At 32.6% G+C, this 24,543-nt stretch carries 23 protein-coding genes and 1 pseudogene; 11 read left to right on the top strand and 13 right to left on the bottom strand.

Going from position 1 to position 24,543, the window contains the following annotated elements:
- Nucleotides 1-62 precede the first annotated feature (62 nt).
- A complete protein-coding gene (locus ssp1_RS01640; RefSeq protein WP_162886110.1) occupies nt 63-1,832 on the top strand; it encodes a LysM peptidoglycan-binding domain-containing protein in 1,770 nt (589 codons plus the stop codon).
- Nucleotides 1,833-2,436: 604 nt separating this feature from the next.
- Here ssp1_RS01640 and ssp1_RS01635 read toward each other — a convergent pair.
- The 5 genes from ssp1_RS01635 to ssp1_RS01615 all read right to left on the bottom strand — a co-directional run bounded on the left by ssp1_RS01635 (nt 2,437) and on the right by ssp1_RS01615 (nt 9,212).
- Nucleotides 2,437-3,189, bottom strand: a complete 753-nt coding sequence (locus ssp1_RS01635) for a transglycosylase SLT domain-containing protein (protein WP_075778487.1) — start codon at nt 3,187-3,189, stop codon at nt 2,437-2,439.
- 590 nt (nt 3,190-3,779) lie between these two features.
- On the bottom strand, nt 3,780-4,514 hold the full coding sequence (locus ssp1_RS01630; RefSeq protein WP_118828089.1) for a transglycosylase SLT domain-containing protein: 735 nt from the start codon (nt 4,512-4,514) through the stop codon (nt 3,780-3,782).
- 456 nt (nt 4,515-4,970) lie between these two features.
- On the bottom strand, nt 4,971-6,395 hold the full coding sequence (locus tag ssp1_RS01625) for a phosphate--AMP phosphotransferase (RefSeq protein ID WP_118828088.1): 1,425 nt from the start codon (nt 6,393-6,395) through the stop codon (nt 4,971-4,973).
- A gap of 99 nt (nt 6,396-6,494) precedes the next feature.
- Nucleotides 6,495-7,550, bottom strand: a complete 1,056-nt coding sequence (locus tag ssp1_RS01620) for a PTS sugar transporter subunit IIC (protein ID WP_075778490.1) — start codon at nt 7,548-7,550, stop codon at nt 6,495-6,497.
- A 288-nt stretch (nt 7,551-7,838) separates the two neighbouring features.
- Complete coding sequence (locus ssp1_RS01615) at nt 7,839-9,212, bottom strand: amino acid permease (RefSeq protein WP_002450156.1); 1,374 nt, start codon at nt 9,210-9,212, stop codon at nt 7,839-7,841.
- Between the two features lie 219 nt (nt 9,213-9,431).
- Here ssp1_RS01615 and ssp1_RS01610 point away from each other — a divergent pair, with 219 nt between their 5' ends.
- Complete coding sequence (locus tag ssp1_RS01610; protein ID WP_002467060.1) at nt 9,432-9,995, top strand: TetR/AcrR family transcriptional regulator; 564 nt, start codon at nt 9,432-9,434, stop codon at nt 9,993-9,995.
- A 246-nt stretch (nt 9,996-10,241) separates the two neighbouring features.
- Entirely contained in the window at nt 10,242-10,466 is a 225-nt protein-coding gene (locus ssp1_RS01605; RefSeq protein ID WP_107535798.1) for a DUF896 domain-containing protein, read from the top strand.
- Between the two features lie 67 nt (nt 10,467-10,533).
- Here ssp1_RS01605 and ssp1_RS01600 read toward each other — a convergent pair whose 3' ends face one another.
- The 3 genes from ssp1_RS01600 to ssp1_RS01590 are packed head-to-tail and all read right to left on the bottom strand — an operon-like array spanning nt 10,534 to nt 12,078.
- Nucleotides 10,534-10,911 carry a VOC family protein gene (locus tag ssp1_RS01600; protein WP_002450159.1) on the bottom strand — a complete coding sequence of 126 codons (378 nt, stop codon included), beginning with the start codon at nt 10,909-10,911 and terminating at the stop codon, nt 10,534-10,536.
- 31 nt (nt 10,912-10,942) lie between these two features.
- A complete protein-coding gene (locus tag ssp1_RS01595; protein WP_075778493.1) occupies nt 10,943-11,758 on the bottom strand; it encodes an NmrA/HSCARG family protein in 816 nt (271 codons plus the stop codon).
- Between the two features lie 17 nt (nt 11,759-11,775).
- A complete protein-coding gene (locus tag ssp1_RS01590; protein WP_023374158.1) occupies nt 11,776-12,078 on the bottom strand; it encodes a DUF2316 family protein in 303 nt (100 codons plus the stop codon).
- A gap of 125 nt (nt 12,079-12,203) precedes the next feature.
- Here ssp1_RS01590 and ssp1_RS01585 point away from each other — a divergent pair, with 125 nt between their 5' ends.
- From ssp1_RS01585 to ssp1_RS01570, 4 genes are all read left to right on the top strand, one after another.
- Entirely contained in the window at nt 12,204-12,755 is a 552-nt protein-coding gene (locus ssp1_RS01585) for a TetR/AcrR family transcriptional regulator (protein WP_075778494.1), read from the top strand.
- A 4-nt stretch (nt 12,756-12,759) separates the two neighbouring features.
- Nucleotides 12,760-13,464 carry an SDR family NAD(P)-dependent oxidoreductase gene (locus ssp1_RS01580; RefSeq protein ID WP_107546733.1) on the top strand — a complete coding sequence of 235 codons (705 nt, stop codon included), beginning with the start codon at nt 12,760-12,762 and terminating at the stop codon, nt 13,462-13,464.
- Between the two features lie 67 nt (nt 13,465-13,531).
- Nucleotides 13,532-14,533, top strand: coding sequence for an amidohydrolase family protein (locus ssp1_RS01575; RefSeq protein WP_075778496.1), 1,002 nt, complete (start codon nt 13,532-13,534; stop codon nt 14,531-14,533).
- A gap of 43 nt (nt 14,534-14,576) precedes the next feature.
- Nucleotides 14,577-15,410: an alpha/beta hydrolase gene (locus ssp1_RS01570; protein WP_075778497.1), complete on the top strand. Its 834-nt coding sequence runs from the start codon at nt 14,577-14,579 to the stop codon at nt 15,408-15,410.
- A gap of 49 nt (nt 15,411-15,459) precedes the next feature.
- On the opposite strand, the gene ssp1_RS01565 is transcribed toward ssp1_RS01570, so the two are convergent.
- Complete coding sequence (locus ssp1_RS01565) at nt 15,460-16,317, bottom strand: fructosamine kinase family protein (protein WP_118828087.1); 858 nt, start codon at nt 16,315-16,317, stop codon at nt 15,460-15,462.
- Nucleotides 16,318-16,554: 237 nt separating this feature from the next.
- On the opposite strand from ssp1_RS01565, the gene ssp1_RS01560 reads away from it, so the two are divergent.
- Both ssp1_RS01560 and ssp1_RS01555 read left to right on the top strand, forming a co-directional pair.
- Nucleotides 16,555-17,622, top strand: coding sequence for a quinone-dependent dihydroorotate dehydrogenase (locus ssp1_RS01560; RefSeq protein ID WP_075778498.1), 1,068 nt, complete (start codon nt 16,555-16,557; stop codon nt 17,620-17,622).
- A gap of 86 nt (nt 17,623-17,708) precedes the next feature.
- Complete coding sequence (locus ssp1_RS01555; RefSeq protein ID WP_049424023.1) at nt 17,709-17,993, top strand: hypothetical protein; 285 nt, start codon at nt 17,709-17,711, stop codon at nt 17,991-17,993.
- Nucleotides 17,994-18,045: 52 nt separating this feature from the next.
- Here ssp1_RS01555 and ssp1_RS01550 read toward each other — a convergent pair whose 3' ends face one another.
- Nucleotides 18,046-18,732 (bottom strand): epoxyqueuosine reductase QueH, encoded by a 687-nt coding sequence (locus ssp1_RS01550; RefSeq protein ID WP_398577576.1) that lies wholly within the window; start codon nt 18,730-18,732, stop codon nt 18,046-18,048.
- Nucleotides 18,733-18,989: 257 nt separating this feature from the next.
- Between ssp1_RS01550 and ssp1_RS01545 the strand changes: the two genes are divergently transcribed.
- Nucleotides 18,990-19,442 (top strand): VOC family protein, encoded by a 453-nt coding sequence (locus ssp1_RS01545; protein WP_075778500.1) that lies wholly within the window; start codon nt 18,990-18,992, stop codon nt 19,440-19,442.
- Between the two features lie 51 nt (nt 19,443-19,493).
- Here the strand turns inward: ssp1_RS01545 and ssp1_RS01540 are convergent, their stop codons facing one another.
- Nucleotides 19,494-20,081, bottom strand: coding sequence for a TetR/AcrR family transcriptional regulator (locus ssp1_RS01540; RefSeq protein ID WP_075778501.1), 588 nt, complete (start codon nt 20,079-20,081; stop codon nt 19,494-19,496).
- 147 nt (nt 20,082-20,228) lie between these two features.
- Here ssp1_RS01540 and ssp1_RS01535 point away from each other — a divergent pair, with 147 nt between their 5' ends.
- Nucleotides 20,229-21,911: a CocE/NonD family hydrolase gene (locus tag ssp1_RS01535; RefSeq protein ID WP_002450172.1), complete on the top strand. Its 1,683-nt coding sequence runs from the start codon at nt 20,229-20,231 to the stop codon at nt 21,909-21,911.
- 96 nt (nt 21,912-22,007) lie between these two features.
- Here the strand turns inward: ssp1_RS01535 and ssp1_RS01530 are convergent.
- Nucleotides 22,008-23,357, bottom strand: a pseudogene (locus tag ssp1_RS01530) (zinc ribbon domain-containing protein).
- The gene (locus tag ssp1_RS01525; RefSeq protein WP_075778503.1) at nt 23,357-24,439 is read right to left on the bottom strand and encodes a zinc ribbon domain-containing protein; all 1,083 of its coding nucleotides are present in this window, start codon (nt 24,437-24,439) and stop codon (nt 23,357-23,359) included. Before ssp1_RS01525 ends, ssp1_RS01530 begins: the two are co-directional and overlap by 1 nt.
- Nucleotides 24,440-24,543: the final 104 nt, after the last annotated feature.

Here is a 24,543-nt window from a genome sequence, read left to right as displayed (position 1 = left end):
TTTTTCAAAACTTTATGAAACAATGCTTATGCAACAAAATAATTTTAAAAGGAGTTTTTAGAATGAAGAATTTTTTAAACATTCCTAACAGGTTTTCAATTAGAAAGTTTAGTATTGGTGCGGCTTCAATAGTTGTAGGTAGTTTACTATTTTCAGGTATTAACCACGAAGCTCATGCTTCAGAAAATACTTCTAATGAAAATATAAATCAAGAAAAAACAGTACATACTGAAAATTCTGATCTTTCAAATAATAATATAGAAGCTACTAAGTCAGATTCTAGCCAAAGTAACCAGGTGAATTCAGAAAATACTAATTTCCAACAATCTAATAAAGACAATGTTGAAACTGTTGAGTCTAATGACAGTAAAGATAACATGAATACTGCTCAATCTGTTGACAACAAGGACAACGTTAAACCTGTTCAACCTGATGACAACAAAGACAACGTTAAACCTGTTCAACCTGATGACAACAAAGACAACGTTAAACCTGCTCAACCTGATGACAACAAAGACAACGTTAAACCTGCTCAACCTGATGACAACAAAGACAACGTTAAACCTGCTCAACCTGATGACAACAAAGACAACGTTAAACCTACTCAACCTGATGACAACAAAGACAACGTTAAACCTACTCAATCTGATGACAGCAAGGACAACGTTAAACCTACTCAATCTGATGACAGCAAGGACAACGTTAAACCTACTCAATCTGATGACAGCAAGGACAACGTTAAACCTACTCAATCTGATGACAGCAAGGACAACGTTAAACCTACTCAATCTAAAGTTAATTCGAGCAATGCTAAAGCTTTATCTAATGATTCTATTCTTACAAAAGATACTGACCTCAAAGAAAACAAAGACGCTGTAAACAAGTACTTCAAAAAAAATGAAGTAGATGACGACGTCGCTAAATACATTAATGACAACTGGGATAGAATGGATAGTAAAGAAATTCAAAGTATACTTCTAAAAGATTTAATGAATAAAAATGATAAATATAAAGCTTTTGCTACACCAAGAGAAAATACTACTCGAAATAGAATGGTTAATCTAGAAAGCAAAGCTAAGTCTGAAAAAACTAAGAACTATGTGATTAAAAATGGAGAATATTTAGGTGGAATAGCTCAAAAATTCAAAACAACTTCAGCCCATTTACAAAAAATAAATAACATTAAAAATCCAGATTACATTCAAGCTGGTCAGACAATCAAAGTTCCTGACAATTCTGCTACCAAACCTAGCAAACCATCTAAACCAACTAATCCAACTAAACCTTCTGATAATAATTCAAAAACTTTAGTTACTAAAGATCAAATGAAAAAATTTGGATGGAATACAAACGGGCTAAAAGACTCAGTAATCAAAGACTTAAATAATGCTTTGAATAAATTCAATATCAACACTCCTAAAAGAATACAACACTTTATGGCTCAAGTTGCCCAAGAGTCAATGAAAGGATTATATCCGACCGAAATTGCTGACGGTAGTGCTTATGAAGGCAGAACTGATTTAGGAAATACAAAACCTGGCGATGGTAAAAAATTCAAAGGTGGAGGATATATTCAATTAACTGGTAGAAGTAACTATACAGCATTTTCTAAAGCTATGAAAGATCCAGATATTGTAAACAAAGGTGTAGAGTATGTAGCCAATAAATATCCATGGTCAAGTGCTGCTTGGTTCTGGAATAATAAAAATATAAATAAAATAGTTGATAATGGAGGAAGCGTTCAAGACGTTACTCGTGTAGTCAATGGTGGTACTAATGGTTTAAATGATAGAATTAACTACTACAACCAAGCAAAGAAAATATTCACTTAATAAGTAATTTATAATAGGTTTAAATGTCGATATAATTAACCATTTAAGTTACCAATCATAGGAATGTAACAAGAAGGCTGATTTTGTAAAATACAAAATCAGCCTTTTATATGAGTTTTTAACTTCATCAGACAAATATTCATCAATTTTTACACAAAGCACATATTAATTCACAATTCTCTACTTATTTCACAAAAATGCGCCTACTATATCCTTTTTTGAGTACAAACGATTTCTTTCTTTATTAGACTCTCCTCTGCTGATCTTATCTTCATATATACTCAATATAAAGCATTAATTACGAAGTTTATCGCTATTACTATTAAATTAGGAGGTCAAGATCTCTATTTGGTTTCTAGTTCTCCAATTTTTTTAATTTGCTTATAATGACTTATTCTCTTTTACATTTATATAATCATTAATTCTAGAATAAATATAAATAACAAAACTTCGAAAGAAATTCAATATATTTTTTCGATCTTATTTATAAATAAAAAAAGACGACATATATCATATGTCGTCTTTTTAGTTAGTTAATAATTACTTTTTGAATGACTGTTAAAATATTCTTACTAACTATAATAAATTTTAATTCATGTAATAATTACATTCCCCAAGCTGACATGCCTTGTGCATTGTATGCTTTTTCAGCTGCATCGATTTGATCACTCACACTTGCAGTTGAACCCCATCCTGGCATTGTTTGGAATAAACCTGATGCGCCTGATGGATTTTGTGCGTTTGATTGACCATTAGATTCACGCGCAATGATGTGTTCCCAAGTTGAAGCTGATACACCAGTACGTTTTTCCATTTCTTGTGCTGCGCTTGAACCAGTTGCACCTGGAGTATTACCATTGCCTAATTTTGTTGAGCTTGCACTTTGACTAGAAGTTGATTGACTAGAATCTGAAGCTTGTGAACTATTAGAAGTAGATTGAGCTGAATTTGATGGTGCAGATACTGTTTCTACGTTAGTGCTATCAGATTGTGTGTTTGATGCAACAGCTTGTTGTTGTGAACCTTGTTGATTGTATGATTGACTATAATCAGTAGATTGAGTTGATTCTGTATTACCTTGATTAGATGTTTCTCCAACAGCTTTATAATCCCAACTCCAGTTTGTACCATCTGAAGTAAAGTTATAGTTGAATCCATTGTATGTGAAATGAATGTCATAAGATCCTTCTTGAACTGGACTTTCATTTAATTGTTCCGGATGATTTTGAGCTAGGTCTGCTAAATGTGCTTGGTTAACATTTTGTTCAGATGCATGAGCTTCATGACCATGACCTGCTGAATAACCTGTTACTCCTAATGCTACTGCTAATGATGATGCTACTATTGCTTTTTTCATAAATATAATACCTCCGAGTAATTTTTATATTTTCAACTTTGTTATTAATTTCAAAAATTTATTTTAAATTGCTTCTTAAGATGTTTGCTTTAAGCTTCTATCGATTGACAATTGCAACTATAACACAAAATTCTCCACTACAAATAACACTGCATTTACAAAGTATTACATTTTTCTTTATATATTGTAATCTCAATATAATGAATATCTTAAATTTAATAAGCATAAATACACCTATGACAGTCTTGAATTAAATAATAAATAAGTCTTTTATAAAATTCTATGTAACCTCAGTGTAATTTGTCTGAATAAAAGCGCTTACATATTAGACTTGATTTTTTCAAACTTATGTATACTTCTAAGTTTAAGTTTATAATGTATTTATGAAGCAAACTAGTTTCTTCCATTATATAGTATTAATAAGTAATAAATTAATTCGTTAAATTATGAGTTACTAATACTCTTTATTTTTACCTTTCCATTATCGTTTGTTTACAAAATTAATTTATACACAAAAAATCACATTACGATATTATGCTATCGTAATGTGATAAGTTAATTATAGTCTTTTAATATAATCTAATTTTAGATTACATTTCCCAAGCTGACATACCTTGTGCTTTATATGCTTTTTCAGCTGCATTGATTTGGTCACTTACACTTGCAGTTGAACCCCATCCTGGCATTGTTTGGAATAAACCTGATGCGCCTGAAGCGTTACGTGCATTTGCTTGACCATTTGATTCACGTGCAATAATGTATTCCCAAGTTGAAGCTGATACACCAGTACGTTTAGCCATTTCTTGCGCAGCATATGAGCCAGTTGAACCTGCAGTGTTGCCGTTACCTAAAGTTAATGAGCTACTACTAGCTGATGTTGTTTTAGTGCTGTAGTTGTGGCTTGAACCATTGTTTGATGTAGTTGGAGCTGAAACAGCTTCTACATTAGTGTTGCTTGATTGTTGGTTAGAGCTTACTGATTGAGTACCAGCTTCTTGATTGTAAGAAGTTGTGTAGTCAGCTGATTGAACAGCAGTATTTGACGTTTGAGCTGAAGTAGTACCAGCTTCTTGGTAGTTCCATGACCAGTTTGTACCATCTGAAGTGAAGTTATATTCGAATCCACCACTTACAAAGTGAATGTCATAAGCGCCTTCTTGAACTGGTGCAGCGTTTAATTGTTCTGGGTGATTATGAGCTAAGTCTACTAAGTGTGCTTGATCTACGTTAGTAGTTTCTGAAGCGTGTGCTTCGTGTCCTGATACTGCGTAACCTGCTGCGCCTAATGTTAATGCTAAAGTTGATGCGATAAATGTCTTCTTCATAATTGAAAAATCCTCCAAAAAGTTTTTGTTTTTTTATATGTTTTAATGTATTTAATTTCGTTGTGCAATATTGAAAATGTTTTTGTTTAGCTTTCGACGGTATTCACTATACCATAAAAAATCGCTTTGTATATTACACGTTCCTTACAAAACATTACAAACAAAATCAAGTTTTGTAACTTTGAAATATTACTGAAGTCCTTGTAATATAATTTTTTACGTAATTTAGTTTAATTTTTCATCATAAAGCCTTATATTACATGAGATTTTTTAAGTTTTTCTCAACTTTTACATTATTCGTAATATTACAGATTGCAATGCAGTTACATAATTGTAATAGTTCTAAAAATTTTAAAAAGATCTAACTTCCCAAAAAAAGATGGATATATTCAAATTTTTGACATTAATTTGATATATCCACCTATTATTTTCGCTATTTAAAATGTGATCATGAAGTTAATAATCTTTAATACCCCATAATACGTTTTCACACTGTCTAATAATATATTTTAAAACTTCAATCCTTGCCGTCTTTTTATGATCAGCTGGAACTATAAGCCAAGGCGCATGTATTGTATCTGTTTTCTCTATCATATCGTGACTTGCTTCTAAGTATAAATCCCATTTTTCACGATTGCGCCAATCTTCATCTGTGATTTTCCATTGCTTATTTACATCTTGTTCTCTATCTTTAAATCGTTTAAGTTGCTCGTCTTTATCTAAACATAAGAAGAATTTTAATAATATTGCCCCTTCATCTGTCCACATTTTTTCAAAATGATTAATTTCCTCATAAGCACGTTGCCACTCATCTTTATTGGCAAATCCTTCTACTCTTTCTACTAATACCATGCCGTACCAACTACGATCAAATATTTCAATATGTCCGCTCTTTGGCATTTCTTTCGCAAAGCGCCAAAGATAGTGATGCGCCAGTTCAACGTCTGTAGGCGCACTTATACCATTCACTTCATATCCCGTCGGATCTAATTTCTCACGAATACGTTTGATATTACCACCTTTACCTGCTGCATCCATGCCTTCAAATGTTAAGATAAGCGGAATTTTTCTTTCATATAATGCAAATTGAATTTCTCTCATACGTTTTTGTAATGGTTCTATCAATTCTTTATATTCTTTTTTAGATACTTCATCCAATGTGACATCAAATTTAGTCGTTGAAAAATCTTTAGTAAACGCACCGTCTTTATTATCTTTTGATTGATTTGCTTTTTGAATCGCTTGTTCTAATCTTTCTATAATATGTTTATACATCTTTTCAAATGCAACTTCTCGTTGTTTATAGTCAATAACTTCCCATTGCTTATCAGAATGCGTGAACTTTCTCATTTCTTTCAAATAGATATCTTTAGGTATGATTTGTTCATACTCTTGTACTTTCCAACTCATTAATGGATTATCTTTGGTTTGTTGAATGTGCTCTTGTCGTTTTTCTTCACTAACTTCAATATAAAATTTAATCAACTCATAACTATCATTCTGAAGCATCTCTTCAAAATGTTTGATTTGATTCACGAGTTTATTATCGTTTTTGTAATAATCTTGCTTAATATTATTTTGTTTATAATCTAAAAAGTGAGAATACCAGCTTCTAAAATAGATATTGATATTTCCTTTTTGAGGCAGTGTATTCCAATATTTTTGTAAAAATTGATATCTTAAGTCTTCAGCATCTGGTGTTTTTGTTGATATAAACTGTGTGTATTTAGCATCAAAAGTAAGTAATAGTTCATTGGATAAACGCGTCTTTCCTGAGGCAGGTACACCTTCAAACACAATCATGACTGGGATACCTAAGTCATGTGTTTGTCGTGTTAAACTTGCTGCTTTTAATTTTAATTGTTCTATCTTTTTATTCATTTTACCCATCCTTTATAGATAGCGATTTTAATAAAGTATAGCATAATAAAATATAGACGCCTCACTTATCAAAGTAAGACGTCTATATTCTATCTAGCTTTACGCTAAAAATTTAAAAATGTCGTTCGTATATATTTTGAATACCTTTCTTAGAAGAACATCTAAAATCCATGCAACGAAAAAAGGCACAATGAAGAATGCAATGATAATCAATAATAAACTCAACCAAGCTGAGTCAATACCCATAAATTTAAATGCATTAATCGGTCCAACCATTCCTATAAAACCAAATCCTGCAGATTCTTTTGTACCTGCGATACCGACAATGCCGGATGCGATTCCTGAAACTGCAGCTGTAATCAATATAGGTAACATGATAATAGGATAGCGTACCATATTAGGCATCATCATTTTGACTCCACCAAAGAAGATAGAAATCGGCACACCTGCTCTATTAACTTGGCTCGTACCAATTAACAATACCGCTTCTGTGGCTGCTATACCGATTGAAGCCGAACCTGCTGCAATACCTGAAATGCCAATTGCAATCGCTATGGCAACAGTAGAAAGTGGCGATATAATAATAAAACTAAATACCATCGAAATCAGCATACTCATTAAAACAGGTTGTAACTCTGTAAAACTATTAATCATATTACCAATACCAGTAGTAATCATATGTACATATGGAAGTATCAACACACCTATAGTTGCTGAAATACCACCTACAATTGTTGGATATACGATTAACGCCATACTCCCTACACGATGCTCTATTAATAAAATCAATAACACCGCAATAGATGCAGTAATCATTGTATTAATTAAATCCCCAATTCCAGCTATAACCCATGTGCCATTTTTAAATTGTGCAGCACCACTACCAACATACGAAGCACTTGCAACTACTGCCATCGCTAAAGGTGTCAGATTAAATTTCAATGCTATCAAAGCACCAACAAGTGCCGGCACCGTAAATTGAATTGCTTGAACAACACCTAGTAATGTTTTAAAAATGGGATGAAACTGCATTAAATATTTAAATATCTCCCCTAATATCGCATTGGGTACTAATCCTGCGACAATACCAACTGCTACACCAGATAGCACTCTAAAAATAAATTCTTTCGGTCCAATTTTACTCAATGTTGTCATTTCTAGCGCCTCCAATATCTAAATACGATAAATCAAACATAAATAAATAGCCTTAATTGAACTAACTATACACATGATGAAATCTAAGGTGTGTTGGTAATTCGTTGATGCAATCATATGTTGTGTAAAGTTGGGCCAATTAAGACTATGGAGAATAGTATATCACATTATTAGAATTTTCAGATAAATATATTTGTAAAGTCATTAATTTTACAAATTTTCTTTTAACACGACTGCTATTTAAAAAGCACCGCCAACAAAGCTTGCTTGTTGGCGATGCAAATGGATCTATTCATCTGGAATCTCTGCTTTTCTAGATTCTTTTTTATATCTTAAATACATTAATCCTAAAATTCCCATCCAGAATGGTGCAATGATTACTGCAAGTCTCGTACTTGGATTAATCAGTAATACCACAAAGATAAATATAAAGAATAGTACAATAGCATATGCCATCCATTTACCACCTGGCATTTTATATTGACTTGCTTTATGAAGTTCGGGATTATGTTTTAAATATCCTAAATAAGCAATCATAATGATAGACCAAATCACTATATTTAAAACTGTTGATACTGTCGTAATATATACAAACACTTGCGTTGCATCTTTAAAGATAGCATTTAGTATCACAGAAATACTTAATAGTGCACATGTCACTAATATCGCATAATATGGTACGCCATTGCGATTTGTTTTACCAAGAATAGGCGGTGCTTGTTTACGTTGAGATAAACCAAACATCGTTCTACTATTGGCAAACACACCGCTATTACAAGCGGATGCCGCAGCAGTTAACACTACAAAGTTGATTAAACCTGCTGCAAATGGAATACCGATTAAACCAAACAATTTCACATAAGGACTATCTGAAGGATTTAATTGATTCCAAGGCACTGCTGCCATGATGACTGCAAGTGATCCAATGTAAAATATCAAAATTCGATATGGAACATTATTAATCGCTTGAGGTATCGTTTTATGAGGATTTTTAGTTTCTCCTGCTGTAATACCAATTAGTTCAATTCCTATAAATGAAAAAATGGCCATTTGGAAGGACATGAAAAATCCTGAGGCACCATGCGGGAATATACCACCATGGCTCCATATTTGAGATACGCTAGCAGTACCATAAGGTGTCTTCATTGCAAAGACAATCATAATAATACCCACAATAATTAAAGCTAATATTGTTAATACCTTTATAATCGCAAACCAAAATTCTAATTCTCCAAATAACTTTGCACTAAATAAATTGAGCGTCATTAGTACTAACAATGTAAATAAAGCTGTTAACCAATTAGGCATTGCTGGATACCAATATTCTATGTATTTAGCAACTGCTGTAATTTCTGCCATTCCTGAAATAATCCATGTTAACCAATAAGTCCAACCAACTACAAAGCCTGCTAATGGTCCTATATGTTTATGTGCAATATCAGCAAATGATTTGAAGCCAAGGTTAGATAACAACATTTCCCCCATTGCTCTCATAAACATAAATAATACAAAACCTACTATAATATAAGTCAACAATATCGATGGTCCTGCCAGGTGAATTGATTCACCTGCGCCTAAAAACAATCCTGTACCAATCGCACCACCAATAGCAATCAATTGTATGTGTCGATTGCTTAATTCACGTTGCAGTTTATCTGCCATATCCGTCTCCCCGTTCTGTTTCTTTAACAGTTTCTCCCCTAAAAAAATTACAAACTTTGTTTGAAAGTAAATTCACTTTCTATAAAACTATATTTACCCATAATTTAAATTTACAATCACTATTAAATTAGTTCATAGACACTATTTTTGACATATAAGACATTTAGCAAGATAATTTGAATTAAGATAAACAACACTTGTTAGGTAGGTGCAAACATATTGACTGACAAAATCGATCCCCGTGTCACACGAACAAAACAATTACTTGTTGACGCATTTCAAAAAGTATCAAAAGAAAAGAAGTTAAGCCAATTAACAGTCAAGAATATTACTGATGAAGCAACTGTTAATAGAGCTACGTTCTATGCACATTTCACAGATAAATACGACATACTCGATTATTCTTTAGATGTCACTATTCTTAAAGATTTAAATGACACACTCAACATTTCAAATATTATCAATGAAATCGTCTTAAAAAATATATTCATCACAATGACTCAATATATGGAACAAGTACAAGCATCTTGTGAAATGAACCAAGATGTATTTTGTGAACAAGCGCACAAGAGAATTAATAACGAATTAGAAGATATCTTTTCTATCATGCTAGAAAATAGTTATTCAGATATTGATAGAGACATCTTGGTAAGTAGTGCTAGTTTTCTTGCGGCAGGTATGAGTGGTCTGTGTAATCATTGGCTTTCTACAAGTCATGATACAGCTGAAAACTTTATAGACAAAAATCTTCCATTCTTAATTCATCACATCGCGCACCTATAAAGATTCCACCATTTTACATAATACTTTTTATCTAAAACAAATGATGACCCTATGTACATTAATAAAATAATGATGCATGGGGTCATATTTTTTAATTTATACAACAAACTGATCAATATGTTGCATAGACAACATATGAATTGAGCATGTCTATTGCTATATCATGTATATGAGAGTATATTATGTTTATACAACAAGTGTTGCTTAGCAAATATTTGTTGGAAATATAAATTGGAGGTTGCGATGATGCAAATTTTAGACAGAATTAACGAATTAGCGAATAAAGAAAAAGTACAAACATTGAGTGTAAAAGAAAAACAAGAACAACAAGCACTCAGACAAGACTATTTAAAAATGATACGAGGACAAGTACTTCATACATTTTCTACTATGAAAGTTGTTGATCCACTTGGCCAAGATGTTACACCAGAAAAAGTTTATGATTTGAGAAAAGAATATGGAAATATTTAAGTTGATCTTAAATCCAAATTAAAAGGCACTCAGCATCCAAACTTGGGAACTGAGTGCCTTATTGTATTTAACAAACTAAAAAATTAAATTTATGTCCATCTGGATCAGTAAACATAGCACCATAATAGCCTTGTTTAACTGTCGGTTGTTCTAAAATACGACCGCCTGACGCTTCAACTTGCTTAACAAGTTGATCAACTTCTGCATTCGTCTTTACACCTAGAGAAATAATCGTTTCATTAACATTAGCATGAACTTTATCCTGAGTGACCGCTTCAAAATGTTTATTTTCAATTAAGATGACAATGGTCGATCCAATTTTAATGCCTACCATTTTATCAAGCATGTCAGGGTTATGTTTAATTTCAAATCCTAAAGATTGGTAAAACTGCTCACTTCTTTTTAAATCTTTAACATGTAAATTGAACCACATCGACTGAATCATAACCATTTCTCCTTATTAACATAATCAATTACTAAAATTCTACTTCTTCTATCCATTGGGCTAATGATAGTTTATCTGGATTAATTTGATTCATTAAATCAAAATCGACAACATAACCTTTTTCTTCTAGCCAACTTCTTTCTGCTGTACCACTAACAAATTCACCTTTAATTTCAGTTGGCATACCTGTGACAGTTGCAAATGTTTTAACAACTTCATTAAGTGTTAACTCATCTGAAGCAATCTCAATCGCTTGATGATTATATTGAGCAGGGTCTTTAAATAAATTTGCAGCAATTCTAGCAATATCAATTGAAGAAATCATCGCAAATTTAACATCTGGACTAATAAATTCTGGTATTACAATTTGTTGATTTTCTTTTTTAGCTATTCTAAGGAAGTTATCCATAAAGAATGAAGGTTTGATAATTGCAAAATTCAATGATGACGCTTTTAGTGTATTTTCAATATCTGCTAAGGCTTCAAAGTGTGGTCCCTTTCTATCTCTATTCACACCACCAGCTGTACTATAAACCACGAATTCAATGTTTTGTTTTTCGGCAAGTTGAATAATCATTTTACCTTGTCTTAATTCTTCAGCAATATCATCTTTAACTATAGGTTGAACACTGTATACTCCATATTGTCCTTGCATTGCTTGTTCTAAACTTTGTTGATCGCTTAAGTCACCTTCTACAATTTCAAGTTTGTCACTGTCAATTGACGTTAACTTTTCATTATTCTTATTACGTGTTAGCGCACGTACATGCCATCCGTCTGATAACAGTTGCTTAACTACGGCATTACCTTGTTTACCTGTAGAACCAATTACTAAAATACTTCTCATTAATATTCTCTCCTTCATTACTGTTGTAAAAACCAATAATCTTCCTTTTCGCCTTTTAAATATGTATATTCTTTTGGTGATTTACCCGTATGCCAGATATTTTCATTCATTAGGTCTCGAACGTCCCAAACTAAATGTATAAATTGTTGCAAATGATTTCCAAATAATTTATTTGGCGCTTTCATTTGTAATACATGTGACACATCATTGATTGAAATATTCAATTCGTCTGCTATATTTTTTAAACTTAACGTTGTTTCGTCAAAATGCTCTTGTAATTCTTTAGCTGTGATTTGTCTTTGCTCTTTATTTAATGACACTTATATCACTCATCCTTCTTATTTAAACATCTATATCACTTTATTTGTCTTTTTATATGATAGGCTTTATAATAAACGGATATTTATCCGTTTGTCAACAAACTTATATTAAGAAGGTGATGTATTTGCGACGAGACGCCCTCGAGAACCGGCAGCGCATAGAGAATAAAGCGATTGAACTCTTTAACCAACTTGGTGTTCAACAAGTGAGTATGAATCGCATCGCAAAAGAGTTAAATATTGGAATGGGAACTTTGTATCGTCATTTTAAGGATAAGAGCGCATTGTGTACGACGATTATCGAACATGACTTTACTGACATTATCAACCAAATGTACGAAGTGAAAGAAAAACATCACGATTCTAAAGCAGTCATGGCAAAGTCGCTTGATATCTTTTTAAATTTCAAAACAATCAACAATGATTTACTTCATTGTATTGAAGATACAACAGATAAAAATGACTTTTACCATAGTGATATTTATTTACAGTTATTTAAGTTTTATAGTGAAATTCTTGGCAATAATAAAAGTACAACATGGACAACTTTCAAAGTAGATATGTTATTGAAATCATTATCTACTAAATCTTTCGAATTACAAAAAGACGAACGCGGACTATCAAATGAAAAAATCAGAGATTATATAATCAAACTATATTTTGATAAAGAGGAGTAATATCATGACTAAAATTACATTAATTACAGGTGGTAATAAAGGCTTAGGTTTCGAAACAGCTAAAGCATTGATCAATGAAGGTCATAAAGTCTACATTGGTTCTAGAAATGAATCACGTGGTCAAGTTGCAGCAAAAGAAATTGGTGCACAAAGTGTTCAATTAGATGTTACTGATGAGACCTCTGTACAACATGCTTTCGACTTTATTAAAGATCAAGAGGGTCGCTTAGATGTACTTGTTAACAATGCTGGTATCTCAGGACAATTTGCCAAACCTGCAGATATTACTGTTGATGATATAGATAAAGTCTATCAAACCAACGTATACGGTATTGTTAGAATGATGAACACATTCATTCCTTTACTAGAACAATCAGAACAACCTGTCGTTGTTAATGTAACAAGTGGTTTAGGTTCATTTGGTATGGTAACCAATCCTGAGGCAGAAGAATTCCATGTTAATTCATTAGCTTATTGTTCATCTAAATCAGCTGTCACTATGCTAACAGTTCAATACGCTAAAGGTTTACCTCAAATGCAAATTAATGCTGCAGATCCAGGTTCTACAAATACAGACTTAGTTGGTGACTTTAGCAATAATGCTAAACCAGCAACTGAAGGCATTAAACCTATTGTAGAATTAGCCACAATTGATGCAAACGGACCAACTGGTACATTTATTAATGGCGACGGCAAAATGCCTTGGTAATTTCAAATCATTAATCAGTAGTATTCCCACTATATAAATAGAAACGCACGATTATGGAGGATTTAAAATGAAAAGTATTACTTTTGAAGAACATTATGTGATAGACGACATTCAAAAAGAAACAATGAGTCAAGCTTCTGCTGACCCAAATGGTGTACCCATGAAAGTCATGTTAGAAGGACTAGAGAAAAAATCAGGTTTTACTGACGCTGATGAGATTTCTCATCATGATAAACGTATTAAATTCATGGATGAACAAAATGTACAAATGCAAGTATTATCATATGGTAATGGTGCACCTTCTAATCTTGAAGGTCAAAAAGCCATCGATTTATGTAAAAAAGCTAATGATCAATTAGCTGAGTATATCAAACAATATCCAGACCGTTTTGTAGGATTTGCGACATTACCGATTAATGAACCTGAAGCAGCTATGGAAGAATTCAAACGTTGTATCAATGAGTTAGGCTTTAAAGGTGCACTCATTATGGGTCGTACAAAAGATGGTTTCTTAGATCAAGATCAATTTGACGGTATTTTTGCAACTGCTGAAGAATTAAATGTACCTATTTATTTACATCCCGCACCCGTAAATAGCGATGTATACCAAGCTTACTATAAAGGAAATTATCCAGAAATCACTGCTGCTACATTCGCTTGTTTCGGTTATGGTTGGCACATCGATGTTGGTATTCATGCGATCCATCTAGTTCTATCAGGTATCTTTGATCGTTACCCTAATCTAAATATGATCATCGGACACTGGGGTGAATTCATTCCATTCTTCTTAGAACGTATGGATGAAACTTTATTTGCTGATCATTTAAAACACCCTGTTAGTTATTACTTTAAAAATAATTTCTATATGACGCCAAGTGGTATGTTGACTAAACCACAATTTGATTTAGTTAAAAAGGAAATGGGGATTGACCGAATTTTATATGCGGCAGACTACCCTTATATCGAACCAGAACGTTTAGGCGTATTTTTAGATGAACTTGGTTTAACTGATGAAGAAAAAGAGAAAGTAAGTTATAGAAATGGCGCTAAATTACTTGGCTTAGAATAATATGATTGATAAATCATGCTTTAACTCAATGGAGGTATTTCATATGAATACAATAGAATTAAAAGGTGCTAAATTACGCTACCATCAAATTGGACAAGGTCCGGTATTAATATTCATCCCAGGTGCCAATGGAACTGGCGACATCTTTATGCCATTAGCACAACAATTAAAAGATCACTTCACTGTAGTTGCAGTAGATCGTCGTGACTATGGTGAAAGTGAGTTAACAGAACCACTACCAGAATCAGCAGCAAATCCAGACGACAATTATCGTGTAAAACGCGACGCAAAAGATATTGCAGAATTAGCACAATCACTTAGCGATGAACCCGTCTATGTTTTAGGCTCAAGTTCTGGTTCAATCGTTGCTATGCATGTACTTAAAGAACATCCAGAAGTAGTTAAACAAATTGCTTTCCACGAACCACCAATCAATACATTCTTACCAGATAGTAAATACTGGAAAGATAAAAATGATGAAATTGTAAACCAAATCCTTACAGAAGGATTAGAAAAAGGTATGAAAACATTTGCTGAAACACTTAATATTGCACCTATCGATGCTAAAATGATGTCTCAACCTGCAGAAACAGAAGAAGCTCAAAAAGAACAATATCAACGTGTTATGTTCTGGTCTGAATACGAAATTCGCCAATATACACACTCAGATATTACTTTAGATGACTTTAAAAAACATGAAGATCAAATCACATTACTAAATGGTACTGACTCTAGAGAATCATTCCCACAAGATGTTAACTTCTATATCAATGAACAAATTGGTTTACCAATCGTTGATATTCCTGGCGGTCACTTAGGTTATGTACAAAAACCTGAAGGCTTTGCCGAAGTATTATTAAACATGTGGCATAAATAAGCTGATTAAAAAAGCACGCGTTGAAAAATAATTCAACGCGTGCTTTTCTTTACTCTAATATTGTTTCCATTGAGCGATTAACACTGCTTGCATACATTCCACCGAATTTTAATAAATGTATCATCAATAAATATAATCTATAGAATTCTAATCGTTCATACGCACCCTTAGCTAACGGATAATGCTTTTCATATTCATCATAAAACTCTTGAGTAAAACCACCAAATACGGTTGTAATACCTAAATCAAATTCACGATCACCGTACAATGGTGCTGGATCAAATAAAGCTGGACGACCATCTGATAAAAACATATAATTACCACCCCATAAGTCACCATGTAATAACGATGGCTTACTTTGGTGTTGGTTTAATGCATCCAGCATAACCGCTCTCACCTGTTCATATACTTTATTATCTTCCTCATTCCATAGTTGTTTACGTAATAATTCATCTCGAATGTGATCCATACGGCGATAAATAAAAATGTCTTTCCAGTTGTCCGTCCATGAATTATCAAATGAAATATCGCCCCCTTCATGTGGTAACCGGAATCCAAATTGGCCATCTTCTTGTTGTTGACTATGCATTTTAGCAACTAATTGTCCCAAATCTTTTTGACTGCCGGATGACCCTTCCTCAAGATAACTTAAAATTAAATACGCATCCCCATTTATCTCTCCACTTGCTATGACTTTGGGTGCAGTAATACCTGCATTTTCGAATTCATTCAGACCTGCAATTTCTGCAGCATAAAATGATTCATCTCGGTTACGTTGTACTAATAAGAAGAACGTATCATCTTGTTGTGTTATTACTTTAAATGCTTCATTCACATCTCCACCACTGACTGGTGTAATCTCTTTAATATAATCTAATGGTAAATGCTCTTTCCAATCTATAGCCATGATGTCACCTTCCCTATACTACTGAATACTAATTATATTACCTCATTTCCAATCGCTTAATCGTTAAAGCCACCCTCAATGTGTATGACCACATTATAAAAGTTCGTCTATTTTTTTAATTTTTATAATTTAACTAGGAAATTGTAAATGAAAATGCTAGTCTATTAAAAGGAAAAGTTTCACATATATTAAGTTGAGGATAGTAAGCCTCAAATATAATGAACTAGGAGCGTTAACATGTATAAATTAATTAAACCCCTTTTATTTAAAATTGAACCTGAAAAAGCACACGGATTAACTATCGACGCCTTAAAAATTGCACAAAAACAATCCTATGTATTACCGATTATGAAAAAATTATTCGATTATCAAAATCCTATGTTATCTCAAGATATCCACGGTATTACATTTGAAAATCCAATCGGTCTTGCAGCTGGTTATGACAAATCTTGCGAAGTACCTAAAGCTTTAGAAAATCTTGGTTTCGGTGCATTAGAACTTGGTGGTATCACACCAAAGCCACAACCAGGTAATCCACAACCTCGTATGTATCGTTTATTAGAGGATGATGCCTTAATTAATCGTATGGGCTTTAATAATATGGGTATGAACAAAGCACTTAGTCATCTACGCCGTTATGCTTACCATACACCTATTGGTCTAAACGTTGGGGTCAACAAAATGACCTCTTACGACGAACGTTATCAAGACTATATTAAAGTTATTGATACATTCAAAAATGATGTTAATTTCTTTACTGTCAATATTAGCTCACCTAATACTGAAAACTTACAAAATTTTCACGATAAAGATGAATTTTCAATGTTATGCAATGCGTTAGAAACGTTTAAAGCAAACAATGAAATCAATGTACCTATTTTCTTAAAATTAACGTCTGATATGGACGAAGAAGGTTTGAAATCTCTATTACCAACCATTCAAACACATTTCGATGGTGTCATTCTTGCAAATACGACACGTAAACGTGATGGTTTAAAATCAGCTAACCGTGTTGAAGAGGGTGGTTTAAGCGGACGTCCTTTATTTGAACGTAATTTAAAACTTGTTAAATTAGCATATCAAGAAACTAAAGGAGAACTCTTAATTATTGGTACAGGCGGTATCTTTAATGCTGAAGATGCTATCCAAATGTTACGCAATGGTGCCTCTTTATTACAAATATATTCTTCATTAGTTATTGAAGGTCCAGGATTAACTAAGAAAATAAATAAAGACATTGTACAATATTTAAACCAAAATGGTTATCATCATATTAGCGATATTATCGGATTAGATGTAAAATAATTAAAAAGCAGTTAACGATGAATCAATGACTTTACATCAAATGAATCATTAAAAGTATGTGTCATGATTATAGGAGGCATTATACAATGCGAGAAGATATCAAAGATAAAGAAATGAATCAGTCCACACAACAAGACACAACCGAGAATAAAAAATCACATTCTTCAAATGACGAAGATGAAAGAAAAGGCCTTAATGGTTATCGAAAAACAGATCTTGATTTAGAAATAGAACGTGAATTACAAGAAATGATGCAAAATGAAGACAAAGAAATTAAAAAAGAAAATAAACGATTTAAACTCTTTTCTTTTGCAGCAATGCTCGTCATAGCTATTATGGCTATCGTCCGTTTCATTCATAGAATGATTTAATTAATATTAAGACCCAGAGTCAAGGATATACCACCTTTGCTCTGGGTCTTTTTTAAAATCGTTGTAAAAATTCATTGGCTTCTTTATTAATTGCTTTAAAATCAATACCTTGTTTCATTGCAGCAAACACACACCCACAGTAACACTGTCTAAAAATATGATAATCTTTACACATTTCAATAGATCGTTCATAGCCCTTATTTTTCTTAAAATCACTGGGTAAATAATTAATATTATAAATTTGTTGAACATCCATACCAAGTTGATTAATTAATTGCGCATTCTTCTTAGGTGACAATGTGATTGCACTACCAAAGTAATCATAACCATACTTAATCGCTGCTTCAGCAACCATCTCAAGTCTCATTTCAAAACAAGTTGTACATCGTAGACCACCTTCTTTTTCTTCAGTAAGTCCTTTTGATTTAGCCATTTTCATAAATTCATGTGGTTGATAAACTGCTTCAATATATTTTACATTTGCCCCCGTCTTTTCATTAAAGTCATTTACAAACATTTCTTGAACTTTAGCACGTCTTAAATATTCACTCTTAGGATGAATATTGGGATTAGCAAAATATATCGCGATATCCGCATATTGTGTCAAAAATTCTAAGGTATAGGTACTACAAGGTGCACAACAACTATGTAATAATATTTTAGGTCGTTCCCCGTTTTCTTCCCATTGTTGAATCATTTTTCTTAAAACTTTGTCATAATTGACCTTTTGGTTCTTCATTTTCTTTAAAATTTCGCCCGCTTCAATCAAAAGAAACACCTTCTTTTTATGTCATAATATAATTTATGAATATTATACAATAAATGATACATAAAAAGTCATTTCTAGTTCACTACTATATCGATATAAATAAGATAATTAAAAACTGTGACTAACTTCCATTATTTATAAACCAATCATACATAATTCTATTCTTTTCACCTAAAACATTGTATGATGTGATTAGCAATAAAATAAAAAATAACAAGAGGTATCATATGACTCAATTATCACCATATTTAGCTTTTCCAAATACGAAAGAAGCGCTTAAATATTACGAAGAAGTTTTTGGTGCAACAAATATTAAACGGTTAGAAGTTGGCGAAGACCAAGCTGAACATTTTGGTATGACTAAAGAGCAAGCCAAAGAAGCGACAATGCACTCTGAATTTGAAATTGTTGGTGTGAAAATCTTAGGTGCGGATTCATTTAGCCGAATCCAACCTATCAATAACGGCATTTCATTATTAATTGATTTTGATATTAATGATCAAGCTGATGTAGAAAGAGTAGAATCTTTCTATGATAAAATTAAAGACCATGCTTCTATCGACGTTGAATTACCATTATCAGAGCAATTCTGGGGCGGTAAAATGGGCGTATTTACAGATAAATACGGTGTAAGATGGATGTTACACGGTCAAGATTACAACGCTATTCCACAATCATAATTAATACAATAAGGTTGAGACACATAAAGTTTGTGTCCCAACCTTTTATTTTTATTCTGTTCTTCTAATTATCGTAGCCGGCCCATTATTAACAATATCGTAAAAATACTGTATTAAATCATCTTTAGCAATGCGATTGGGATCCTCTACCCAATGTCGTATAAATGATAATCCAGCACCTGATACATAACTCATAAAATAAGAAAATGGGATATCTCCTATTTTATTATTTTCATTTTTAAAATGATTTAGATGACCTGTGATTAATTCATATAACTTTTCATGTAAATTTGAATCTTTCCCCATCGTAAACATTAATTGATAAAATTCCATATTCTTTTCTATATTACCTATTAAAAATTCCATAATCGTACGGATACTTTCAGTAGAGAATGTTTGATTCTTATATACATCTCCCTCTTCAATAAACGTTCTAATAATTTCTACCTGTTCATCTTCCAATTTTTCTAATAAATCATATTTATCTATGTAATGAGTATAAAAAGTACTTCGATTCACATCTGCCAAATCTGATATTTGTTGAACCGTGATTTGTTCTAATTCATATTTATGAAGCAAATCGATAAATGCATGTCTAATTGCTGATTGTGATTTTCTAACACGTCGGTCTTGTGGCATTATGTCACTTCCTTAATAGCTTACTTTCCAACAATTATAAGGGGTTTGTTGGTTAACATACAAATCATCTACATTGATGATTGGAATTATCTACTTAACCCTTTACGATAAAGGTGTAAAGAAAATTAACCAAAAAGGGTGATTCATATGACAAGAAATTTATTAGGTAATCCTCAATTAACTGTTACAGATGTTAACGATGTTAAAGAAGGTCTTAATCATATCGTTGTAGATAGTGTACAATTCGGTAATCAAGAAATGATTATGGAAAAAGATGTGGCTGTAGAAATGAAAGATGGCGAAAAATTATACGTCAATATTTTCCGTCCGAATAAAGAAGGACAATTCCCCGTTGTCATGTCAGCCGACACTTATGGTAAAGATAATAAACCTAAAATTACTAATATGGGGGCGCAATGGCCTACTTTAGGTCCTATTCCAACTTCTAGTTTTACACCTGAAGAATCACCAGATCCAGGTTTCTGGGTACCTCAAGATTATGTAGTAGTTAAACTTGCTTTAAGAGGTAGCTCTAAATCAAATGGTGTGCTATCACCTTGGTCAAAACGTGAAGCTGAAGACTACTACGAAGTCATCGAATGGGCTGCACAACAAGAATGGAGTAATGGTAATGTAGGTACCAATGGTGTCTCTTACCTAGCTGTTACACAATGGTGGGTTGCTTCATTAAATCCCCCTCATTTAAAAGCAATGATTCCTTGGGAAGGACTCAATGATATGTATCGTGAAGTAGCCTTCCATGGTGGTATTCCTGATACAGGTTTCTTCCGTTTCTGGATTCAAGGTATTTTTGCGAGATGGACTGATAATCCAAATATTGAAGATTTAATTCAAGCTCAAAAAGACCATCCATTATTCGATGATTATTGGAAACAACGTCAAGCACCATTACATCAAATTAAAACACCATTATTAGCTTGTGCAAGTTGGTCAACACAAGGTTTACACAATCGTGGTTCATTTGAAGGCTTTAAACAAGCAAGTTCAGAAGACAAATGGTTATATATCCATGGTCGTAAAGAATGGGAAAGTTATTATGCTCGAGAAAACCTTGAACGCCAAAAAGCATTCTTCGATTATTACCTTAAAGAAGAAGATAATGATTGGAAAGAAACACCAACTGTCACTTATGAAGTAAGAGATCAATTCTATAAAGGTGAATTCAAAACAGCAACAGCATTCCCACTACCAAATACGAACTACACACCTTTATATCTAAATGCTAAAGACTTAACTTTAAATCAAAATGCTGTCAATGAAGAAAGTTCAACTCAATACGATTCTGAAAATGAACAAGATGATGTACGCTTTAGCTATACATTCGATCATGACACAGAATTAGTAGGAAATATGAACTTAAAACTTTGGGTAAGTACAGATGATGCAGACGATATGGACTTATTCGCAGGTATTAAAAAACTAGATCGTCGTGGTAACGAAGTGCACTTCCCAGACTTCAACCATATTGAACAAGGCCAAGTAGCTACAGGGTGGTTACGTGCATCTCATCGTGAGTTAGACCAAGACAAATCAACTATCGCTCAACCTTGGCATAAACATGAACAAGAGCTCAAACTTAATAAAGGAGACATTGTTCCTGTTGAAATCGAATTATTACCATCTGGCACACGTTTCAAACAAGGTGAAACACTAGTCGTTGTTGTCAAAGGTAGTGAAATTGTTAAAGGTAATAGTACACCTGGTATGAAAACACGCTATGAACATGAAGAACGCGTTAACAAAGGACTTCATCACATTCATACAGGTGGCCAATATGATTCTCAACTGATCATTCCTGTTACAAAATAATGGTATATATTTAAGAAAGGACCACTCTGATGAGTGGTCCTTCTTATTTTTAATTTGAGTATATCAATTTAAAATGATCTATAAAGTATGGTTATCTTAGTAGCCTGAACCTACTTTTTCGCCGTCTTCATCATATTCTGTTACGTAACCATCATCTGTGTCTACTGTATATGACCCAGCTAAGTCTCCATCTTTATCTTCAAATGAGAATCCCCATTTACCGTCATCCGTTTTTTCTGGTTCTTTATACGTATACGTATCTGTATCTAATTTATGACCTTCATATGATTCTACTTTATCGATAACATTACTTCTTGTAACTTCACCTGAATCGCTACTGTCACTATCATCGTCTTCATCCATTTTCTTATCATATGCGTCATCAATCGCGTCTTCATCAAATTTCAATGTGACTTCCGATACGCCATCATCTTCATTACTTGCACTTGAAACATTCACTGAACTTGATTTAAATGATTGACCATCTAATGTACCTTGGGCATAAACAATTACCTCTTCATCAGGATCATAAGGACCATATGTTTTTGATTCATCTCCTGAATTTTTATCGTTCACATAGATTTTAATATCATCTAACATCGAACCGCCTTCAGTTGTTACAGTGAAACGTTTTTGTTTAAATGATTCCTTGGCAGTAGCTTCATCTTCACTCATAGTAATATCAAGCGCACCATTAAACGTTTTGCCACCCATTTTCTTAGATGCTTTTAGATTATAATCACCAACTGGGAATGCACCTAACGTTTTTTCTTCTTCTTTTTCAACAGAAATATGATGTTTCTCACCATTAAATGTATAAGTGATATCACCACTATCATTAGGATAAATAGATACCGTATGTTGCGGAATATTAAAGTTGTACTTATCGAAGAATAAATATTTTTTACCATTCTTCTCTATATTCAACACATTATTATCATTCGCATTGACTGATAAACTATTATACTTACCTTGCTTGATTTCTTTAGTATTATTTTTAATTTGATTCGCAACGTTAGTTAAGTCGTCTTCAGCTTTAATGTAATTTAAATATGCTCTTGCTTCTTCTTCACTCAATTTATGATTATCTGATGTTACTTGTTTTGCTAAACCTTTAGCATCATCTTTTTTCACTGCATGTGCGATATTATCTGCTTGACTTTCAGGTGAAAATTGATGTTTCAGGATTGCAAAAATGGCAATTAACATCGCCAATACAACCGCAATAATTAAAATAATAAAAATAACCTTTTTCTTACTTTTTTTGGGTTATGGTTGATACTGTTGATGTATATTCGCATTATTATAACTTTGTTGTCGTTGTGCGTTTCCTTGACTTTGAGTTGATTGTGTTGCATTTGATGATCCATTAACTGGTGCACCACAATTCGTACATATCTTTACATCTGGGCGTAAAGGATTACCACAATTACTACAATATTTCATTAATACGTACTACCCCCACCAAATAAGCTATTAAATAATGAATCTTTCGTTTCATTGAATGTTTCTAAGATACTTGAGAATGTTACCTCACCAAATATTCTCATTAAAATGAAAATAACAATTAAATAAATAATCATACCGTAAAAGCTTGAAAATCTTGTATGATTAATGCCACTATATTTGGCAATTAAATAAACACCTGAAGTGACAAGTATAACGAATGATAAGATAAGAATAACCGTACCAAACGTATATGCTTCCATGATTAATAAAATGATTGATAATAATAATGTTGCCACTGTTACACTATTTATAAATACAAAATCTGAAAGCACTTTTTTAAATGGTATTGCTTGGACTACAACTAATCTAGTAATACCAAACGTTGCACCTACAATTGCAGCTAATAAAATAATTAAGCTAAAAATGATAGAAAAAACAATTTTAGCTTCTGAAGTAAATAAAGATACTTCTTCAGGAATAGCTAAGAATAAAATAATTGCTATTAAAATTAATCCAATTGCTAATAGTGATCCTAATAATTTGAAACTAAATGTATGTATACTTTTAATTTCTCTGTCTGGATCTACAAAAGCACTTTTGAAAAAGCCTTTACTTTCAGCTGTAACCTCTTTAGCTTGTTCACTAAATTGATTAGGTTGTTTTTGATAACCATGTGGTTGTTGTTGGAATTGTTGATTTTGGAATTGTTGATTTTGTTGCTGATACTGTTGGTTTTGGAATTGCTGTTGATTAGTATTGTTTTGTGCTTGTTGATGCTGACTGTGATTGAAGTTTGAATTTGAACTATTTTCGGTAGATGCATTTTGTTGATTCATTGAATTAGATGGCGCACCTTGGTTCATAGATTGTGATTGCTCGTATGAGGCATTGCTATTTGAGTTGATTGCGTGGTGACTAGATGCGTGTGTTGAATGATGAGACTGTGAATTAGAATCTGCTTTTTGAATATCCTTTTCAGCAGCTGTGACTTCTTTTGATTGACGTTCTAATTTAGTACCACATTCCCCACAAAAAACGTCATCTTGTTCGACTTGATGACCACAATTTGGACATTTCATAATGTTACCCCCAATTTCTATTTTTAATCTTTGCAAAGTATAACATTATATTTATGTTGTTTTCTATCGATTTTTGAAATATTTATAAAATTCTTTATTAAAGT

It is taken from the genome of Staphylococcus sp. M0911, from assembly GCF_003491325.1.
Taxonomy (GTDB): Bacteria; Bacillota; Bacilli; order Staphylococcales; family Staphylococcaceae; genus Staphylococcus; species Staphylococcus warneri_A.
The sequence above is the reverse complement of the archived record's forward strand: the minus strand, read 5'-3'. Positions and strand labels throughout refer to the sequence as shown.

Bases quoted from the DNA above. Each gene is read 5' to 3' on its own strand.
- ssp1_RS01640 (WP_162886110.1), top strand. From the start codon at position 63: ATGAAGAATTTTTTAAACATTCCTAACAGGTTTTCAATTAGAAAGTTT.
- ssp1_RS01635 (WP_075778487.1), bottom strand. From the start codon at position 3,189: ATGAAAAAAGCAATAGTAGCATCATCATTAGCAGTAGCATTAGGAGTA.
- ssp1_RS01630 (WP_118828089.1), bottom strand. From the start codon at position 4,514: ATGAAGAAGACATTTATCGCATCAACTTTAGCATTAACATTAGGCGCA.
- ssp1_RS01625 (WP_118828088.1), bottom strand. From the start codon at position 6,395: ATGAATAAAAAGATAGAACAATTAAAATTAAAAGCAGCAAGTTTAACA.
- ssp1_RS01620 (WP_075778490.1), bottom strand. From the start codon at position 7,550: ATGACAACATTGAGTAAAATTGGACCGAAAGAATTTATTTTTAGAGTG.
- ssp1_RS01615 (WP_002450156.1), bottom strand. From the start codon at position 9,212: ATGGCAGATAAACTGCAACGTGAATTAAGCAATCGACACATACAATTG.
- ssp1_RS01605 (WP_107535798.1), top strand. From the start codon at position 10,242: ATGCAAATTTTAGACAGAATTAACGAATTAGCGAATAAAGAAAAAGTA.
- ssp1_RS01600 (WP_002450159.1), bottom strand. From the start codon at position 10,911: ATGATTCAGTCGATGTGGTTCAATTTACATGTTAAAGATTTAAAAAGA.
- ssp1_RS01595 (WP_075778493.1), bottom strand. From the start codon at position 11,758: ATGAGAAGTATTTTAGTAATTGGTTCTACAGGTAAACAAGGTAATGCC.
- ssp1_RS01580 (WP_107546733.1), top strand. From the start codon at position 12,760: ATGACTAAAATTACATTAATTACAGGTGGTAATAAAGGCTTAGGTTTC.
- ssp1_RS01575 (WP_075778496.1), top strand. From the start codon at position 13,532: ATGAAAAGTATTACTTTTGAAGAACATTATGTGATAGACGACATTCAA.
- ssp1_RS01570 (WP_075778497.1), top strand. From the start codon at position 14,577: ATGAATACAATAGAATTAAAAGGTGCTAAATTACGCTACCATCAAATT.
- ssp1_RS01565 (WP_118828087.1), bottom strand. From the start codon at position 16,317: ATGGCTATAGATTGGAAAGAGCATTTACCATTAGATTATATTAAAGAG.
- ssp1_RS01560 (WP_075778498.1), top strand. From the start codon at position 16,555: ATGTATAAATTAATTAAACCCCTTTTATTTAAAATTGAACCTGAAAAA.
- ssp1_RS01555 (WP_049424023.1), top strand. From the start codon at position 17,709: ATGCGAGAAGATATCAAAGATAAAGAAATGAATCAGTCCACACAACAA.
- ssp1_RS01550 (WP_398577576.1), bottom strand. From the start codon at position 18,732: ATGAAGAACCAAAAGGTCAATTATGACAAAGTTTTAAGAAAAATGATT.
- ssp1_RS01545 (WP_075778500.1), top strand. From the start codon at position 18,990: ATGACTCAATTATCACCATATTTAGCTTTTCCAAATACGAAAGAAGCG.
- ssp1_RS01540 (WP_075778501.1), bottom strand. From the start codon at position 20,081: ATGCCACAAGACCGACGTGTTAGAAAATCACAATCAGCAATTAGACAT.
- ssp1_RS01535 (WP_002450172.1), top strand. From the start codon at position 20,229: ATGACAAGAAATTTATTAGGTAATCCTCAATTAACTGTTACAGATGTT.
- ssp1_RS01525 (WP_075778503.1), bottom strand. From the start codon at position 24,439: ATGAAATGTCCAAATTGTGGTCATCAAGTCGAACAAGATGACGTTTTT.